Genomic DNA, 18,105 nt, shown 5'->3' with positions numbered 1-18,105 from the left:
ATGGCTTGGGAGCCCGAATTACGCGCCCATTACGCCGAACAACGGGCCGGGGTGGACATCAGGCAGCGATCAAGCCCCCTACGCGCACGTCCGAGCCGCAACCGCCTCTACACACACGAATCAATATCGAAATCGACCGCCTGGCCCACCACATGGCTCCCGATCAACGCAGCAATGGCTTGATCGTCTGCGTTCACTGCGACGGGGCGGCGTGTCAGGGCTTGCCAGGCGACGCTCTGCACGGCCTGCGCCGGGTGCAACGCGGGTGTCGCTGCCGGGTCGCCTTTTTCGCCTTTGAAGATGGCCATCAGATCATCCGTAATGGCGGTTTTCTCCGTCAACGCGGCAGGTAATGGCAAGGCCTGTACCGCTTTCACTGCACTGCCTGGGTCTTGGGTGAAGTTGCGGATGGACGTCAGCCCTTCCAGCATAGGCAGCGCACGGCCGGTGACGGTGTCAAAGGCTGTGATGCTCGGCAAACCCACCTTGCCGCGAAACACCGGGGTGCCCAGGCTCGGGATAATCAGCCCCATCAGGAAGCGCGGGTCATGGCGTTTCACGCTCAGGCCCACACTGGCCACGGCAATGGCTACACCCACCACCCGCTCGGTGGTCACCAACAGCGACAACTCGTTGTTGGACTCATTGTCGAAAAAGATCCCGCGATAACGAAAGTAGTCACTGAATATCTCGCGCTCATTCAAGGCCGCATTCATGAACCAGGCGCGGGAGTCGTGCACATGCTCATCAAACAGACGGATGATCGGCAACACGTTGTCGTTCCGTGATTTGCCATCTTCCCCAAACAGCTTGGCGTAGCTGAGTTCTCCGTCCCGGCGCATGTCGGCATAGTGCTGCGCTTCATCTTGCTCGTTGGTCATGTAGACCAACCCGCCGACCGCGGTATTAATGAGCGTGCCAAAACTGAAAATCTCACTGGCGGTCATGTTCCATTCCGGCACGTAATCGCGTCGAAAGTCGGCCATGCCGTTGAGCAACTGACGGCAATCCAGGTTGGGCTCGTACATCTTGCTGGTGTTGAAGGTGATCGGCTCCTTGGTGTTGGTGCGGCGCTCATATTCCAGCTTGGTGGCTTCGTGGGCTGTTTTGGTGGCCTGCTGGCGCTCGGACAAGACAGGCGCAGGATCGCCCGCAAAGATGGCGACATCCTCCTTCAACTGCATGGCGTGTAATGCCGAAAAAGCAGTGATTTCATCGCGGGTCATGTCGTTAGCCGTGCCGTACTTCGTGACATTGCCGTACGCCTGCGTATGACTGGCCCGCCCCTTGGCGTAACGACTGATGCGCCAACCCGTGATCAACCCCGCTTCGCGCTTCATCACTTCTTCCAGAGGGCCATTGTCCATAGCGTCCAGCCAGGTGTTGAAGCGGTGGGTGACGGTGGGGCCGACTGCGAATTCAAGATAAGTCGAATCGCTCATAACCAGCCAAGGCTTTTCATCTTTTAACTTTTCAGAAAGAACCTTAACGGGCGCCTGCAACGGAGCGCCGACTTTGTATGCTTCGTCATACATATGGTGCAAAGCGATCTGCGACAACACCTCTTTTCCGCCCTCCGATGCCCTCCCCTGATCGCCGGGCGGGTAACCGCCGCCCACGTCGGAGTGCATGCCGGGGTAAATGTATTCCGCAGTGCCTTTGCGGTAGGTGGACGGGCACATCGGGTCGTCAGGGTTGGCTTTGCGCCGGATCGAATCCACCGGGAAACAACTGCGTTGCTCATGGGCCGCCACCATGTGCACGCAGTGCTCAAGGAACTTTTCGTCATCACTTAAACGCAGGCTGCCATCGGCCCAGCCCATGTGCCCGGCGGCAAAAGGCACCAGATAAGGCAGGCCCACCGACGCCACGGTATCGAACAGCCCCAGGAACACAATCTTGATCGGCAGGCCGGCAAACAGGTAACAGGTTTCGCCTGCTACTTCGACCTTGGTCAAGGCTTCGAGCCAGTTGGCAAACGCCCGCGCCTCGGCTGCACCCCGTGAAAAACCGTACACGAACAGGCGCACGGCTTTTATTTCGGGAGTGGTCTTGGATGCGTGCACCGCATCAATTTGGGTTTTAAGCGCTGCCAGCGGTGCTTGCAGCACTTCTTTGCGCCGGCCATAGCTGTTTTTAAATATTGATGCGCCAAGGAGGTCTTCGGTGAGGCTGGTGCCCATTTTCTGCACAAGAGCATATGCATCCCCCGTATCCAGAAAGGTTTCGCCGGAAGCTCTTTTTAACGCGTCAATCAAGCGGGTGATCCCCCAGTTGACCCGTTTCTCACCGCCCACCGACATGGTCAGGCCCTGATTATCAGGCGCGAACTCGCCTATTTCTTTGAACTCGGTGCCTACACCTTGCATGTAATAAGCATAAAATCCTTCACGGATTGTGGCTTCATCACCGTTACGGCCCACACTCGCATGGTAAAGACGAGCGACATTGGTCGTCGTCGAAGGCCGCGCCTTGCTATCTGACGGTTCATGGTTGTTAGTGCCGTCAAAGCAAAGGGTGACGGTAATGATCTTCATGCAGGGTGCACCCGCGTAAACCTTGCCCGCCGCACGCGCCTCATCCATCGCCTTTTGCTCAAACGGCTGGTAAGCCGCCTGTTGAATTCGATAGTTACGTAGCACATCAACCGGGGACTCTGGCAATAAGCCACCCTCTTTGAAATCAGGCGTCGGGCTAAGGAATGCTGGAGATGGTTTTCTAACGGGCGCAGTTATGGCTTCGGACATGTGGCCGGCTCCTCCATTTTTTGAGGGAACTTATAAGGGTAGTTAGGCGTGCCGGGCATCATGAGTCCTGCGGTAACCGCCACTTGGTTACAGGGTAAGAAATGCACATTCACCACGCCCAATCGTTCATACCGCGCAACAGGTACAACGGCTCGATGGTGGGTGTAGTGCGTCTCGTGCTCTCTGGCTGCCTTGCTCCAAGCATCAGAAAAAGGCGGATCAGGCCAATTGGCTGAGTCATGTGGATTAGGGTCCTTCTCCCACTCAACCACCACCGTCAGCCCCGGTTGCCATTTCACCGGCATCGGCGCACAGCAGTTCTGCTTACCGCCGCCGCCATACGGCCCGATATTCGGCCCGCCATTCCCGTTCACGGAAAACCGGTTAATCGCCGCCGAGGTATGGCTGTAGCCCTCAATGGGAGCACCCAAGCGCTCGGGTTTGGGCTGGGCGCAGCCTTGCAGCGAAAGACCGCTGATCAACGTCAGCAACAGTGCTCGAATCATGATGTTGGACATGTGGCCGGTTCCTCCATTTTTTGAGGGAACTTATAAGGGTAGTTAGGCGTGCCGGGCATCATGAGTCCTGCGCTAACCGCCACTTGGTTACAAGGTAAGAAATGCACATTCACCACGCCCAATCGCTCATACCGCGCAACAGGTACAACGGCTCGATGGTGGGTGTAGTGCGTCTCGTGCTCTCTGCCTGCCTTTCGCCAAGCCTCCGAATAGCGGGGTTTAGGCCAATTGACATAATCATGCGGCTTGGGATCCTTCTCCCACTCAACCACCACCGTCAGCCCTGGATGCCATTTCACCGGCATCGGCGCACAGCAGTTCTGCTTACCGCCGCCACCATACGGCCCGATATTCGGCCCGCCATTCCCGTTCACGGAAAACCGGTTAATCGCCGCCGAGGTATGGCTGTAGCCCTCAATGGGAGCACCCAAGCGCTCGGGTTTGGGCTGGGCGCAGCCTTGCAGCGAAAGACCGCTGATCAACGTCAGCAACAGTGCTCGAATCATGATGTTGGACATGTGGCCGGTTCCTCCATTTTTTGAGGGAACTTATAAGGGTAGTTAGGCGTGCCGGGCATCATGAGTCCTGCGCTAACCGCCACTTGGTTACAAGGTAAGAAATGCACATTCACCACGCCCAATCGCTCATACCGCGCAACAGGCACAACGGCTCGATGGTGGGTGTACTTGGCCGCATGCAACTTGTAAGCAGCCCGATATCCATCAGTTCCGAGTGGAGGCCAATTCACATAAGCATACGGATCAGTGTCCTTCTCCCACTCAACCACCACCGTCAGCCCCGAATGCCATTTCACCGGCATCGGCGCACAGCACATTTGACCGCCACCGTACCCATACGGAGCCAGATTTGGCCCGCCATTCCCATTCACCGAAAAACGGTTAATCGCCGCCGAGGTATGGCTGTAGCCCTCAATGGGTGCCCCCAAACGCTCAGGTTTGGGTTGGGCGCAGCCTTGCAGCGAGAGACCGCTGATCAACGTCAGCCACAGTGCTCGAATCATGATGTTGGACATGTGGCCGGCTCCTCCATTTTTTGAGGGAACTTATAAGGGTAGTTAGGCGTGCCGGGCATCATGAGTCCTGCGCTAACCGCCACTTGGTTACAGGGTAAGAAATGCACATTCACCACGCCCAATCGCTCATACCGCGCAACAGGTACAACGGCTCGATGGTGGGTGTACTTGGCCGCATGCAACTTGTAAGCAGCCCGATATCCATCAGTTCCGAGTGGAGGCCAATTCGCTGAAGCATACGGATCAGTGTCCTTCTCCCACTCAACCAACACCGTCAGCCCCGAATGCCATTTCACTGGCATCGGCGCACAGCACATTTGACCGCCACCGTACCCATACGGAGCCAGATTTGGCCCGCCATTCCCATTCACCGAAAACCGGTTAATCGCCGCCGAGGTATGGCTGTAGCCCTCGATGGGTGCCCCCAAGTACTCAGGTTTGGGCTGGGCGCAGCCTTGCAGCGAAAGACCGCTGATCAACGTCAGCCACAGTGCTCGAATCATGATGTTGGACATGTGGGCGGCTCCTCCATTTTGTTCTGCTCGCCATTTTGCAACGCTAAGCCGCCGGTCAACCTCACACACGGCGCACCTCATAAAACAACGTTGCCAGGGCTAAGGCTCAAGGGCGGGTGTTCACTCAATGCACTGGCGATGAAGTCTTCGTGGAGGTGTTTTGGCAACTGCTGGCGACTGACTTCCAGATGTATACCGGTCAGGCAGCGGATCAGGCCTTCGTGCGAGGTGAAGCCATGTGCGTGCGGCGTACACTCATGGCTGTTGAGCCATAAAAGGGCTGCGCTCACAGCTTGCAGGTGCTGCACCTGATCATCGCTCAGGGACAAGCCGGTCAACCCGCTCTGCTCCTGAATACGGGCATCAAAACCTGAGAGCGAGGCCTGTTTTCCGTCGTGGTCGATCCAGTGCCACTGGCTCACCGGGGCGTGGAATTGCCCGAGTTGCTGAGGCTCGAGCTGCTCGCAAAAATGCCGGAACAGGCGCGTGTCGTAGTAGCGCAACACACCGCTGCTGGCGCCTTTGTTCCAGGTCGCCTGCGTAGCGCCGCGCAGGTGCGCCGCCAACGCCTCGAAAGGCCAGCGGCTGGTCAGGGCCAGCACACAAAAGTGCGTGTGGACGGCATTGAGCAACTGCGCCGCCTCTGCACACTGCGCTTGATTGCCCAATGCAATGCGCAACAACAGCGGCCCTTGGTGCGCCAATGCGTGCTCAAGGGTGTGCTCGAACAACCAGGCACACTCAGGGGCCGGAACCTGTTCCAGCAGGGGCGCTAACAGCCCGTGCGGCAACACGGCGCCATTGAGCAGCAAGTCCAGGTGATTGAGGCCAGCGTTGCGCGCCTCATCCATCAAGTGATGCAGCCAGTCCTGTGCGGTCGATAACATGACCTTTCCTTGTTTTTGTGTGCGTCACATAAACGTTAACGTGCCACCAGCGCATCAGCCTTGGCCTGCGCGGCGAGTAAACAGTCTTTGCACACCGGCTTGAGCGGCGCTGGCGTCTCGGGCTGCTCGGGGGCTTGAGCGGTCTGAGCCTGCTTTTGTTCAAGCAACGAGGGCACAGCCAACAACCCGAGCAAACCGGGTAACAACGGTGCGGCAGCCGTGCCGCTGGCGGGTGCCCCGCCGATTTGAATGGGGGTGCTGCTGAATATCCCCCCGCCTCCAATGACGATGTGTTGGCCGCCCGCTTTAAGGGTGATGCTTGCGCCCGCGTCGAGGATCAAATTGGCACCCGCCTTGAGGTGCACTTCCTGCCCCGCTTCGGCCACCAGCGTCTGCCCGACGCGGGTGTGGCTGCTGCTGGCGACCTGCAAATAATCATTGGCCTTGAGTTCGACCTTGCGGTCGGCAGTGACCGTACGCTGATCTTCGGCCTCAAGCACCACGATGTTGTTGCCCATGATGGTTTCATGCCGTTCGTTACCGACTTCCAGGCGACTGTCATGTTCGACCTTGTGTTCCATGTCGCGCTGGGCGCGCAGGTAGATCAGTTCCTGACCCGCACGGTCTTCAAGGTGCAGCTCGTTGAACCCGGTGCTCTGCGGTGAGCTGCGGCTGCGGAACACGCTGCGGGTCTTGTTGGCCGGCAAGGGGTAAGGCACCGGGTTAAGGCTATTGGCCAGACAGCCACTGACCACCGGCTGATCCGGGTCCCCCTCCAGAAAGGTCACCAGCACTTCCATGCCGACCCGCGGGATCGTCACGCTGCCGTGGTTGCTGCCCGCCCAACTGGAAGCCACCCGCAACCAGTAGCTGGACTTGTCATCGACCTTGCCTTCGCGGTCCCAATGGAACTTGACCTTGATCCGGCCGTGGGCATCGCAATAGATTTCTTCCCCCGCAGGCCCGGTCACCAAGGCGGTCTGGCTGCCCAGTACCCTGGGCTTGGGGTAGGCCTGTTGCGGGCGGTAAAACACATCCCACGGGGTGGCCACGAAGCGGTTGCGATAGCCCTGCTCAAACGCTTCGGTGTGCGTATCGCTGTCGTGGGTGATGTGCTCTTCCAGCACTTGCGGCTGATAGCCCTGATGATGGACCTCAGTCAGCAACCACAGGGCATTCCACGCCTTGCGCGGGTGTTCGGTAAGGGACAAGAAATGCCCCGAGACCAACGTCGGCTGATCGCTTTTGCCTTCGGCCAGACGGTAGTCGGCGCGATGGCGCTCAAGGGCGCGCTGGGTCAAGGGTTTGCCACGTTCGCCCTGCACGAACAAGCCTGGATAGTCGTAGTCTTCCAGATCGGGTTGCGGGCTCTGCGCTTGCGGGCTGTGGGCGGCCTCGACCCGAAAGCCGGCTTTCTGGAAATCGTAATCACGGCGGGTGGTACGGCTGGTGCGGGTTTCAAGGCGCACATTGAAATGCTTGACGACCGGCTCATCCGCCACCATGCCGCTGCCCTGCACGTAGGCCGTAGGCATGCCCAACTGAGGGAAGACCGTCTGGTCGTCGCCGAACACCAGCAGGTGCGCCTGTTCTGAATGTTGAAAGTGGTAGTGAATGCCTTCTTCGTGGCACAGGCGCTGAATAAAGTGCAAGTCCGACTCGTCGTACTGAACACAGTACTCACGCGCCGGGTAGGTCGAATTCAATTGAAACTGATAGGCATCGCCATGAATCCCGTGCTCTTCGAGGATGCTGGCAATGATCTGCGCAACCGTGCGCTGCTGAAAAATACGTTGGTTGGAGCGATGGCGCAGGTACGCCAGTTGAGGCACCAGTGTCAGGCTGTAACGGGTCAGGCGCTCGCCAGAATCGCCTTGGGCAATGCGATAAATCTGCCCGTGAATACCGTTACCGCTGTGGTTGAATGCCAGAAATGCCTGTTGATGCAGCAGGCTTTCAAGGTCGAGATCGGGGCGCTCGCTCACCAGCTCCACCTTGATTGCAAACGGTGAGCTGATCGTCTCTTGCCCCTCAAACTTAAGCACACGCAAATCGTGAGCAAGCCCCGTGATGGTCAGAGTGAATTGCGTTTCGTTGGCAGGGCTGAACATCCATTGTTCCTCAAGGTGAACACCTTAACGGCTTCATCGGCACCCACCGTGATCAACGATGGATGCCGTCAAGCAGCAGGTCAGTTTCAGCCCGCTACAGGCGAACGCCAGTCATCGGAACCGGATGTGCCGCACACTTCGTGCGTCCAGGTGATTTTGCGGTAGGTGAATTCCACGTCTTGCAGGTGCGTGAAGTGCGAGTTCGACGGGTCCTGGCAGTTGAACATGTAGTCCTTGATGTCAACGATGATCGCGTCTTCAAGTTTGGTGGTGTAGTAATGCTCTTGAGTACCGGCAGCCGAGGTGCGGAACCACTGGATTTCGATCTCGGTCAGGCGCTCGCCGGAGGTCAGCGCAGCCAGCAGCAGCGGCGAGGACTTGTCGAACACCTTGGTGATTTTTACCGGTTTGTGAACGCGTTGGCCGGTCGGTTGGCCGGACTGCGGGTCGCGAGGAATGATCAATTCGTGGCTGAAGCCCTGAACCATGACCTGGTCTTCATGACCTTCCTGATAGGTATTGCCTACTGAATCCGCGGTGAACGCACCGGCAGTGATCAGACCCTGTTTGGTGCCCGTGATGGATATATACGCTGGCGTGGCCATGGTGGCTCTCCTTGCTGAAAATGCGCTGAAAAATAAGGGCTTGGAACGAGCAAATGCCGCCCAAGTACTGATTAGACACATCAAGGTTCGTGCCACAGTTTAAAAAGCCATTAAGAACAGAAAGTTAGATCAATCATGTCGTTTGGAAGACTGATTTTCATATAGAAAGCATGAATAAAGTGCGCAAGAAGTTGCGCAGTACTGCGCAACTTCTTGCGCACTCGCCTACAGGCCAATATCTATATGAGCCACACAAAGGTATGCACAGGTTTATCCACAGATGAGTGCGCAACTTCTTGCGCATACTGGCCATTAGCTTCCATCTGGACCTGCATGCGAAATCACACACAAAACGGGCGGCTCAAGGCCGCCCGGATCAGAGGTGTAAACGTAGGTTTAAAGGTGCGATTCGGCGTACTCGGCGAGTATCGAACGCGGCACCCCTTGCAGGGCAATGTGAACACCGTTCGGGAAGTCCTTGAAACGCTCCGTCAGGTACGTCAACCCAGAACTGGTGGCTGACAGGTAAGGTGTATCAATCTGCGCCAGGTTGCCCAGACACACTACTTTGGAGCCCGCCCCCGCACGGGTAATGATGGTTTTCATCTGGTGCGGCGTGAGGTTCTGGCACTCGTCGATCAAGATTAAACTCTGCTGGAAGCTACGACCCCGGATGTAGTTCAGGGATTTGAACTGCAATGGCACCTTGCTCAGGATGTAGTCGACGCTGCCGTGGGTGCTTTCATCCTCCATGTGCAACGCTTCGAGGTTATCGGTGATGGCGCCCAGCCAAGGCTCCATTTTCTCGGCTTCGGTGCCGGGCAAGAAGCCGATTTCCTGGTCCAGCCCTTGCACACTACGGGTACAAATGATGCGCCGGTAGCGCTTGCTGACCATGGTTTGTTCAATCGCCGCCGCCAGCGCCAGGATGGTTTTACCCGAACCTGCCGCACCCGACAGGTTGACCAGATGAATGTCCGGGTCGAGCAAGGCATACAACGCCAGCCCTTGGTAAATATCCCGAGGTTTAAGCCCCCAGGCTTCCTGATGCAGCAACGGTTCCTGATGCATGTCGAGGATCAGTAGGTGGTCCTTGCGCACCTCTTTGATCCAGCCGACAAACCCCTGTTCGTCAATGATGAATTCGTTGATATGCACCGACGGCAGGTTCTCGATCATCTGCACTTGATGCCAGGTACTGCCGTGACCCTGACGGGTTTCCACCTTGCTGACACGGTCCCAGAAGGAACCGGTCATCGTGTGGTAGCCACGCGACAGCATCGACACATCATCGACCAACTGGTCGGTGCTGTAGTCCTCGGACTCGATCCCGCACGCACGGGCTTTGAGGCGCATATTGATGTCTTTGGTCACCAGCACCACCTGAATTTCAGGCGAGCGGGCATGCAAATCAATCAACTGGTTGATGATGATGTTGTCGTTAAGGGTTTCGGGCAGCAGCGCGTTAGGTTCTCGGCGCTTGTTCATCAAAATCGACAAAAAGCCTTTAGGGCCACTTTTACCGCGCTGAATGGGCACGCCCTTTTCAACGTTTTCCGGCGAAGCCACGCCCAGCACCTGGTCAATCAAACGAATGGCCTGACGGCATTCGGCGGCGACCAACAGCTTGCCGGTTTTGAGTTTGTCGAGTTCTTCAAGCACCGTCATCGGGATTGCGACGTGGTGTTCCTCGAAGTTGAGCATGGCATTTGGATCGTGAATCAGAACATTGGTATCGAGCACATAAAGGATTGGCTGGTTGGAAGAAGGAGTGCGTCCGTGATCATCCATACTCGGTCACCTTTGTGGGAGCCATTCGACGCAATACCGCAACAGTGCTGCGCCTCGATGTGACTGCCGGCTCATCTGCCCATGTCAGATGAATCCCTGCCCGATAGGTCTTGGAAGACGCCACCTGTGTGGCAGGTTTCGGCGGTCTGTCTTCGTAATACTCCAAAACGTGTGACAAGAAAAAGTCTTTTTAGCGGTTTGGCACTATTTTTTTCTGAATGACGAACAGCCCTTGGCGCAATGCCAAACCGCTACTAGGCTGAGGGATCAACCTGTAACAAAAAAGTATCCAATGTGATTTGCAAGCCGTTCAAAAGGCTAAGCGTTCGCCCCAACACAAAACATTGAAATCTCGCCACCAAAGACCGGCCCGCGCCGACAGCAAGCAAAGATCCGACCTACACCCCCCGCCCTTTTGCCCGCACTAAGCTTCACCTCGCACCCGCCAAGACTGCGCAATGCGCCACGCCGTGGTGGTTGTGCCGACACCGGCCCGTGCAACCACTTTCATTTATGACCGTGTTCGTGTCGTGACATGCCCTGCAAAAACACAGGGTACGCGCCAATACGCCGACCGCGCCCATACAAAAGGACGACGCTATGACCCCTATTTCCAAAACGCTCGAACAGATGCTGCTGGAGATCTATAAAGACGACAGAGTTTCATTTACCGAGTTCAAGCAACTGCGCGACAGTGCCGACGAACGCATGGACAGGGTTATCGAACACTTTGGTCAACACAACAATATGACGGCCTTTCAAAAGTCGATGGACGTGACCATGCAACTGCTGCAACTGTCGGTCATTGACGCTAAAAACGGCAAACTGTCTGACACCGGCGAAGCCATCGTCAAAGACGCCATCACCGCCCAGGTCCAATACCTGCGTGCAGGCAGCGAACTGGCGCTGCGGCTTTTGTAAGACTCTTCACTGCCCGCCCTGATCCAGTGCGGGCTATCGACGCTACGGCTGAGCCAGCGCCGAACACTCCTGCCACCCCAGCCCGCTTTGCGCAGTGGCTTTCATCAGCCAGGGCAAAGCGCTGCGCACCTTGCTTTGAGTGTCGTGAAAGCTGATCACGCCGTGGCGCCATAACAGCATCAGGCTCAATACGCGTTGCGCAGACTGTTCAGCACTCAGGCTGCCGGCCAAGTCCTGGGAGTCAATATTCCACAATGCAACCTGCATACCCTGGGCCTCAAAAAAAGCCCCGCTGTCGGCACGGCGATGCCCGTAGGGCGGGCGGAATAAAGGCACGTAATTGTCGGGCAATACTTTTTTGACCAGCGCCGAGCTGCGCACAATCGAATCTTGCCAGTCGGTCCAATGGCTGTGCGAGCGGTACTCCCAGCCTTGCACCCCTACGCATTGCCCTTTGTAGAGCGCTTGCAGTGCCTGCACGGACTGTTTGTCCAACCGCGCCTGAACGCTGTTGCCCAAGACAAAAAACGTTGCACTCACCGATTGCTTGCGCAGATAGTCGGCCACCCAATCAGTAGTGCCCGGCTGGTGAGTCGGGCCGCTGTCAAAGGTCAGCATAAACAGTCGGTCGTTCATGCCCTCGCCGTTGAACTCCCGATCGTTGAACAGCTCGACCTCGCTACCGATTTGCGGGAACAGTGCCGCAAGGCGCAACTGCTCATCCAGATAGGCGCGGTGAAACTCGGCGCTCGGTTGCGCCCAATCGGCGTAGAACGAGTCTGGGGCGATTTCAAACTTGCCTGCCTGCTCACGCAAGCTGTCCATGCCGTCCACGTAATAACAGAACGAGGCATCCTGATCGCAGCTTTGCTGGGCGAAGTTGTAATTGGTCAGCAGACGTTGCCACATACGCTGACGGACCGTATCAATCGCGTCCATGTTGATGATTTTCAAGCCCAGCCGCTGGCTGAGCGCACGCTCGTCCAGCGCTTCACTGCTCAACAGGGCATGGGCGAAGGTCAGTATTTCGGCCCGTGACGCCACATCAAACAGCGCCGGGCTGATCAATTGCTCAGGCCATGTGCTGCGATCCAGCGTCGCTGGCTCAGTGGGCGCCGCCACCGCGCTCAGGCACACCAGCCAGGCCGACAAAAAAAGAGCAATACGCACGGGTCAATCTCCCTGTAAAAACTGTGCGCACTATAACCTGCAACCTGGCAAATACCTGTAGTCGCTGCCACAGGCTGCAATAGCGCGGCAAAACCTGCGCCTTCCATCGCAGCCCCGTCCCTCGACGGCGACGACTCAATTGCGCGGCATACGTGCTATCAGCGTGATAGGTGGAGTCAAACCGCCCAACCCCCTAGAATCCCTCCCACGCTAAAAGGAGACGATACCCATGCTGATGGTGATTTCACCCGCTAAAACCCTCGACTATGAGACGCCGCCGGCCACCCAGCGCTTCACTCAGCCGCAATACCTGGATCATTCCCAAGAGCTGATCGGGCAATTGCGCGAATTAAGCCCGCAACAGATTGGCGAGCTGATGCACCTGTCCGACAAGCTGTCCGGCCTTAACGCCGCACGCTTCGGCTGCTGGACCCCGGCCTTCACGCCCGACAACGCCAAGCAAGCATTGCTGGCCTTCAAGGGCGATGTGTACACCGGATTGAATGCCGTGGATTTCAGCGAAGCGGACTTCGACTACGCGCAGACCCATCTGCGCATGCTCTCCGGGCTATATGGCCTGCTGCGCCCGCTGGACCTGATGATGCCTTATCGCCTGGAAATGGGCACCAAGCTGCAAAACCCGCGCGGCAAAGACCTCTATGCTTTTTGGGGCACGCGCATCAGCGACTGGCTCAATGAAGCACTGGCCGAGCAAGGCGATGACGTGCTGCTCAACCTGGCCTCCAACGAGTACTTCTCGGCGGTCAAAAAGTCAGCCTTGAACGCACGCATCATCAACACCGAATTCCGGGACTTTAAGAACGGCCAGCACAAAATCATCAGCTTTTACGCCAAAAAAGCGCGCGGCATGATGAGCCGTTTCGTGATCAAGGAACGCATCAACGACCCTGAGCAGCTCAAGCAATTTGATGCCCAGGGTTACTATTACAGCGCCGAACACTCCAAACCGGATCTGTTGGTCTTCTTACGCGATCACACCCCCGAATAACCCCCCGCCTTTTTGACGCCCTCGGCCTGATCGAGGGCGCGTCGCGCTGTGAACCCCTTCACACTCCTGCTTAAATAGCCAAATAATTGACGCCAAAAATACGACTTGAAATTTCTATCAACATAAATTCACTCGACAAATGTGACTTTTTTTCATAGTGGCACCTAATTTTTTTATCAGTAGTGGCACTTAACTATCCTCGCCGACGAACGCCCTTAAATTAAAGGACGAAACCTTAAGTGCTATCAATATGGAACCAGTGCCATCTTTTTCCATTTTGTTAATTTTCGTCGAAAACGGGATAAACGGCCCGGAACTATGTTTGGTACGACTGCTCATACAACCCGTAACGATTCTTACAGAGTTTGTGAGATATCGCTTACAACGATAAACCTAACTTTCAGGTTTTATCCGCTGTAATCAGGCCCAGGCAAAGGTGATCGAAATTCAGCTATAACCCTTTGTTTATAAAGGCTAAAAAATAAGAAACATCGCGGCGCACAGCGCCCGCCCAAGGCCGTCCCCATCATCTGACATGCCTTAGTAATAGTGATGAGCTGCACTTTAACTGTGCAACTTTCAACAACTTGAAACTTAACGATGCCTGCACTGGGCATTGCGGCTTATATGCGCCGTAGTTCCCTGTGAGCCCACACTTTAAGTCCGGTCATTAATTGGCCTATACACGACAGAGGTAATTGCGATGCGCATCAGCATATTTGGTTTGGGTTACGTCGGTGCAGTGTGCGCCGGTTGTCTTTCCGCTCGCGGCCATGAAGTCATCGGCGTTGACATCTCACAAGACAAGATCGACCTGATCAACCTCGGCAAGTCGCCCATCGTTGAACCGGGGCTTGGCGAACTGCTGGCCCAAGGCATCCAGAACGGCCGTCTGCGAGGCACCACCAACTTTGCATCGGCCATTCGCGAGAGCGACCTGTCGATGATTTGCGTCGGTACGCCGAGCAAGAAAAACGGCGACCTGGAGTTGAACTACATCGAAGCCGTGTGCCGCGAAATCGGCGCCGTACTGCGCGATAAAACCTCGCGCCACACCATTGTGGTACGCAGCACCGTGTTGCCGGGGACCGTGAAAAATGTGGTGATCCCGATCCTCGAAGAGTGCTCGGGCAAAAAAGCCGGCGTCGACTTCGGCGTCGCGGTCAACCCTGAATTCCTGCGTGAAAGCACGGCCATTGCCGACTACGACCAGCCGCCGATGACCGTGATCGGCGAACTCGACACAGCCTCGGGCGATGTCCTGCAATCGCTGTACGAAGAGCTCGACGCGCCGATCATCCGCAAGGACATCGAAGTGGCCGAGATGATCAAGTACACCTGCAATGTGTGGCACGCCACCAAAGTGACGTTCGCCAACGAGATTGGCAACATTGCCAAGGCCGTCGGCGTTGATGGTCGCGAAGTCATGGAGGTGGTGTGCCAGGACAAAACCTTGAACCTGTCGCAGTACTACATGCGCCCCGGCTTTGCCTTTGGCGGCTCCTGCCTGCCCAAAGATGTGCGTGCCCTGACTTACCGTGCCAGCTCGCTGGACGTGGACGCACCGTTGCTCAACTCGCTCATGCGCAGCAACGTGTCGCAAGTGCAAAACGCGTTCGACATCGTCGCCAGCCATGACAAACGCAAAGTTGCCCTGCTCGGTTTGAGCTTCAAGGCCGGGACTGACGACCTGCGCGAAAGCCCGCTGGTGGAACTGGCCGAAATGCTGATCGGCAAGGGGTTTGACCTGAGCATCTACGACACCAACGTCGAGTACGCCCGCGTTCATGGTTCGAACAAAGACTACATCGAATCAAAAATTCCCCACGTCTCCTCCCTGCTCAACTCGGATTTCGACGCGGTGATCAACAACAGCGACGTGATCATTTTGGGTAACCGCGACGAGAAGTTCCGCGCACTGGCCCAAAACGCCCCGCATGGCAAACAGATCATCGACCTGGTGGGCTTCATGTCCAAAGCCACCTGCACCGTAGGCCGTACCGAAGGCATCTGCTGGTAACACGCCGCCCACTGCAGGCACTGGCGCAGGCTGCGCCAGTGCCTGCAGAGCTTGTGCACCACAGCCTTCATGCTCACACGGAACCTCATTATGCTCAGGCTAAAACACGGCCTTCTTCAAGCCGCCGGTTGGCTGTTTTACCTCACGTTGTTGATGGGCCTCGCGCTGGCGCTGCCAACATCGACCTTCGACGCCGAGTCGAAAAACTTTATTTTCCTGATTGGCGCCGTGGGTATCTGGCGCTACTCAATGGGTGCCACGCACTTTTTGCGCGGCATGCTGTTTTTATATGTGGTGTACCCGCACCTGCGACGCAAGGTGCGCAAACTGGGCAAGGCCGCTGACCCTTCCCATGTATTTTTGATGGTCACCAGCTTTCGTATCGACGCCCTGACCACCGCTCAGGTGTACAGCTCGGTCATTCGCGAAGCCATTGACTGCGGCCTGCCCACCACCGTGGTCTGCTCGCTGGTTGAGATGTCCGATGAGTTACTGGTCAAGAGCCTGTGGGAGCGAATGAACCCGCCAGAGCGGGTCAAACTCGACTTCGTGCGTATCGCCGGCACTGGCAAACGCGACGGTCTGGCCTTCGGTTTTCGCGCCATCTCACGCCATATGCCGGACAGCCGCGCCGTGGTTGCCGTGATCGACGGCGACACCGTGCTGGCACCCGGCGTAGTACGCAAAACCGTGCCCTGGTTCCAGTTGTTCGGCAACGTCGGCGGCCTGACCACCAACGAATTCTGCGAAGTGCGCGGCGGCTACATCATGAGCGAGTGGCACAAACTGCGCTTCGCCCAGCGCCACATCAACATGTGCTCGATGGCCCTGTCCAAGCGCGTGCTGACCATGACCGGACGCATGTCGGTGTTCCGCGCCAACGTGGTGACTGACCCCGACTTCATCGCCGACGTCGAAAGCGATTCGTTGCAGCACTGGCGTCTGGGCCGTTTCAAGTTTTTGACCGGCGACGACAAATCCAGCTGGTTCAGCCTGATGCGCCTGGGCTACGACACTTTTTATGTGCCTGACGCAGCCATCCACACCGTGGAGCACCCGCCGGAAAAAAGCTTCATCAAGGCCAGCCGCAAACTGATGTTCCGCTGGTACGGCAACAACTTGCGCCAGAACGCCCGCGCACTGGGCCTTGGGGTCAAACGCCTCGGCCTGTTCACCAGCGTGGTGCTGTTCGACCAGCGCGTGTCGATGTGGACCTCGTTGCTGGGGCTGACGGTTGCACTGATTGCCAGCCTCAAATACGGCATCACGTTCCTCATCGCTTACCTGCTGTGGATCGGCATTACCCGCCTGATTCTGACCCTGCTGCTGGCCTGCTCGGGACACACCATCGGCCCGGCCTACCCGGTGATTCTTTATTACAACCAGATCGTCGGTGCGCTGGTGAAGATCTACGTGTTCTTCCGCCTCGATCAACAGTCCTGGACCCGTCAGGACACCAAATTGACCCGTGATCTGGCCAGCTTTCAACGTTGGTTCAACACCTGGTCGTCTCGCACCATGACCTTCTCAGCCGCCAGCATCTTTGTGGCCGTGCTGCTGACGATGGTCTGAACCGACACGATCGAATTAACCAGGAACAAGACCTTATGAACACTCAAGTAAACACCAACGTTGTCCACGAATCCGAAGCCCAGCGCCAACACGCACGGGTCAAAATCCCGGCCAAATTACGGTTTACAGGCAAAGACCGCACGCCGATGGACGTCAACATCATCGACCTGTCAGCGGGCGGCCTGAGCTTCTACGCGGCCAATCAGCCACTGAGCGTGGGCGAAGTCCATAAAGGTCGCTTGCAGTTTGTGATCGACAACCTCGGTCTGGCGATGGACGTCGATCTGCTGGTGCGCAACGTCGACCGACAGTCCGGGCGTGTCGGCTGCCAGTTCCAGAACCTCGACCAGCAAGACATCTCGACCCTGCGTCACCTCATCACCTCGCACCTGAGCGGCGACCTCGTGACGATGGGCGACGTGCTCGCCACCTTGCAGCGCGATAACTTCACCAAGGCGCGCAAGGTCAAGGACGGCGGCAGCGGCATGACCCCGTTCGGGCGCATGAAGGCCGTGGTGTTGAGTGCGGGCGTATTTGTCGTCGGTCTGGTGGCGTTCGGTTTTGTCGTCAAATCGGTGTACGGCCTGTATTTCGTCACCCACGCGCAGTCGGCGCTGGTCAGTGTGCCGGGCATGAACATCACCATGCCGCGTGACGGCACCGTGCAAAGCCTGGTCAAGGACGACAATCTGGCAGCCAACGGCGCGCCCATTGCCACCTTCAGCACCAGCATGCTGGACGTGCTCAAAGGCCATCTGGACGAAAACCAGTTGCAGCCGGCCAATATCGAAACGCTGTTTGGCAAGCAAATGACCGGCACCCTGACCTCGCCGTGTGACTGCGTCGTCGCTGAGCAAGTGGTTGCCAACGGCCAATACGCCAGCAAAGGTGACGTGATCTTCAAACTGGTGCCGCGCACCAGCGAAGCCAACATCGCCGCGCGCTTCAGCTATCGCCAGTTTGACAACGTACTGCCCGGCACCCCGGTCAACTTCAAAGTCGCCGGTGAAGACTACCTGCGCACCGGCAAGATCATCAGCAGCACCAGCCTCAACAGCGATGACCTGTCCTCGGACATCCGCGTGCAGATCAAGCCCGATGCACCTCTGGACAGCGCCCTTGCCGGCCGCCCGGTGGACGTGCGCAGCGACCGTGGCCCGTCGATGAACTGGCTGATCAGCAAAGCCTCGGCGGCAGGTCTGTAAC

At 57.2% G+C, this 18,105-nt stretch carries 15 protein-coding genes; 5 read left to right on the top strand and 10 right to left on the bottom strand.

Features of this window, described 5'->3' with window-relative positions:
* Positions 1–107: 107 nt before the first annotated feature.
* From TU86_RS05240 to TU86_RS05200, 9 genes are all read right to left on the bottom strand, one after another.
* Positions 108–2,747, bottom strand: a complete 2,640-nt coding sequence (locus tag TU86_RS05240) for a T6SS phospholipase effector Tle1-like catalytic domain-containing protein (protein ID WP_082152863.1) — start codon at positions 2,745–2,747, stop codon at positions 108–110.
* On the bottom strand, positions 2,732–3,265 hold the full coding sequence (locus TU86_RS05235; protein ID WP_239658768.1) for a Tli1a family immunity protein: 534 nt from the start codon (positions 3,263–3,265) through the stop codon (positions 2,732–2,734). The genes TU86_RS05240 and TU86_RS05235 overlap by 16 nt, the downstream gene beginning before the upstream one ends.
* Entirely contained in the window at positions 3,250–3,783 is a 534-nt protein-coding gene (locus TU86_RS05230) for a Tli1a family immunity protein (protein WP_048363242.1), read from the bottom strand. The genes TU86_RS05235 and TU86_RS05230 overlap by 16 nt, the downstream gene beginning before the upstream one ends.
* Positions 3,768–4,298: a Tli1a family immunity protein gene (locus TU86_RS05225; protein WP_048363241.1), complete on the bottom strand. Its 531-nt coding sequence runs from the start codon at positions 4,296–4,298 to the stop codon at positions 3,768–3,770. The genes TU86_RS05230 and TU86_RS05225 overlap by 16 nt, the downstream gene beginning before the upstream one ends.
* On the bottom strand, positions 4,283–4,813 hold the full coding sequence (locus tag TU86_RS05220) for a Tli1a family immunity protein (RefSeq protein ID WP_239658767.1): 531 nt from the start codon (positions 4,811–4,813) through the stop codon (positions 4,283–4,285). Before TU86_RS05220 ends, TU86_RS05225 begins: the two co-directional genes overlap by 16 nt.
* Before the next feature lie 77 nt (positions 4,814–4,890).
* On the bottom strand, positions 4,891–5,700 hold the full coding sequence (locus TU86_RS22115; protein WP_053075984.1) for a toxin Tle1 chaperone Tla1: 810 nt from the start codon (positions 5,698–5,700) through the stop codon (positions 4,891–4,893).
* Between the two features lie 35 nt (positions 5,701–5,735).
* Positions 5,736–7,811, bottom strand: coding sequence for a type VI secretion system Vgr family protein (locus TU86_RS05210; RefSeq protein WP_048363240.1), 2,076 nt, complete (start codon positions 7,809–7,811; stop codon positions 5,736–5,738).
* 86 nt (positions 7,812–7,897) lie between these two features.
* Positions 7,898–8,416 carry an Hcp family type VI secretion system effector gene (locus tag TU86_RS05205; protein ID WP_048363239.1) on the bottom strand — a complete coding sequence of 173 codons (519 nt, stop codon included), beginning with the start codon at positions 8,414–8,416 and terminating at the stop codon, positions 7,898–7,900.
* 396 nt (positions 8,417–8,812) lie between these two features.
* Positions 8,813–10,207, bottom strand: coding sequence for a PhoH family protein (locus TU86_RS05200; RefSeq protein WP_048363238.1), 1,395 nt, complete (start codon positions 10,205–10,207; stop codon positions 8,813–8,815).
* A gap of 600 nt (positions 10,208–10,807) precedes the next feature.
* On the opposite strand from TU86_RS05200, the gene TU86_RS05195 reads away from it, so the two are divergent.
* Positions 10,808–11,128 (top strand): hypothetical protein, encoded by a 321-nt coding sequence (locus TU86_RS05195; protein WP_048363237.1) that lies wholly within the window; start codon positions 10,808–10,810, stop codon positions 11,126–11,128.
* 42 nt (positions 11,129–11,170) lie between these two features.
* On the opposite strand, the gene TU86_RS05190 is transcribed toward TU86_RS05195, so the two are convergent.
* Positions 11,171–12,298: a polysaccharide deacetylase family protein gene (locus tag TU86_RS05190; protein WP_048363236.1), complete on the bottom strand. Its 1,128-nt coding sequence runs from the start codon at positions 12,296–12,298 to the stop codon at positions 11,171–11,173.
* A gap of 229 nt (positions 12,299–12,527) precedes the next feature.
* Here TU86_RS05190 and yaaA point away from each other — a divergent pair, with 229 nt between their 5' ends.
* From yaaA to TU86_RS05170, 4 genes are all read left to right on the top strand, one after another.
* Positions 12,528–13,307, top strand: a complete 780-nt coding sequence (gene yaaA, locus TU86_RS05185) for a peroxide stress protein YaaA (RefSeq protein ID WP_048363235.1) — start codon at positions 12,528–12,530, stop codon at positions 13,305–13,307.
* A gap of 703 nt (positions 13,308–14,010) precedes the next feature.
* A complete protein-coding gene (locus tag TU86_RS05180; RefSeq protein WP_048363234.1) occupies positions 14,011–15,327 on the top strand; it encodes a nucleotide sugar dehydrogenase in 1,317 nt (438 codons plus the stop codon).
* Positions 15,328–15,417: 90 nt separating this feature from the next.
* Complete coding sequence (gene alg8, locus TU86_RS05175; RefSeq protein ID WP_048363233.1) at positions 15,418–16,899, top strand: mannuronan synthase; 1,482 nt, start codon at positions 15,418–15,420, stop codon at positions 16,897–16,899.
* A gap of 35 nt (positions 16,900–16,934) precedes the next feature.
* Positions 16,935–18,104: an alginate biosynthesis protein Alg44 gene (locus TU86_RS05170; protein ID WP_048363232.1), complete on the top strand. Its 1,170-nt coding sequence runs from the start codon at positions 16,935–16,937 to the stop codon at positions 18,102–18,104.
* Position 18,105 lies beyond the last annotated feature (1 nt).

This window comes from Pseudomonas weihenstephanensis, from assembly GCF_001043055.1.
GTDB classification, from domain to species: Bacteria; Pseudomonadota; Gammaproteobacteria; order Pseudomonadales; family Pseudomonadaceae; genus Aquipseudomonas; species Aquipseudomonas weihenstephanensis.
This window is presented reverse-complemented; position numbering and strand designations above follow the sequence as displayed.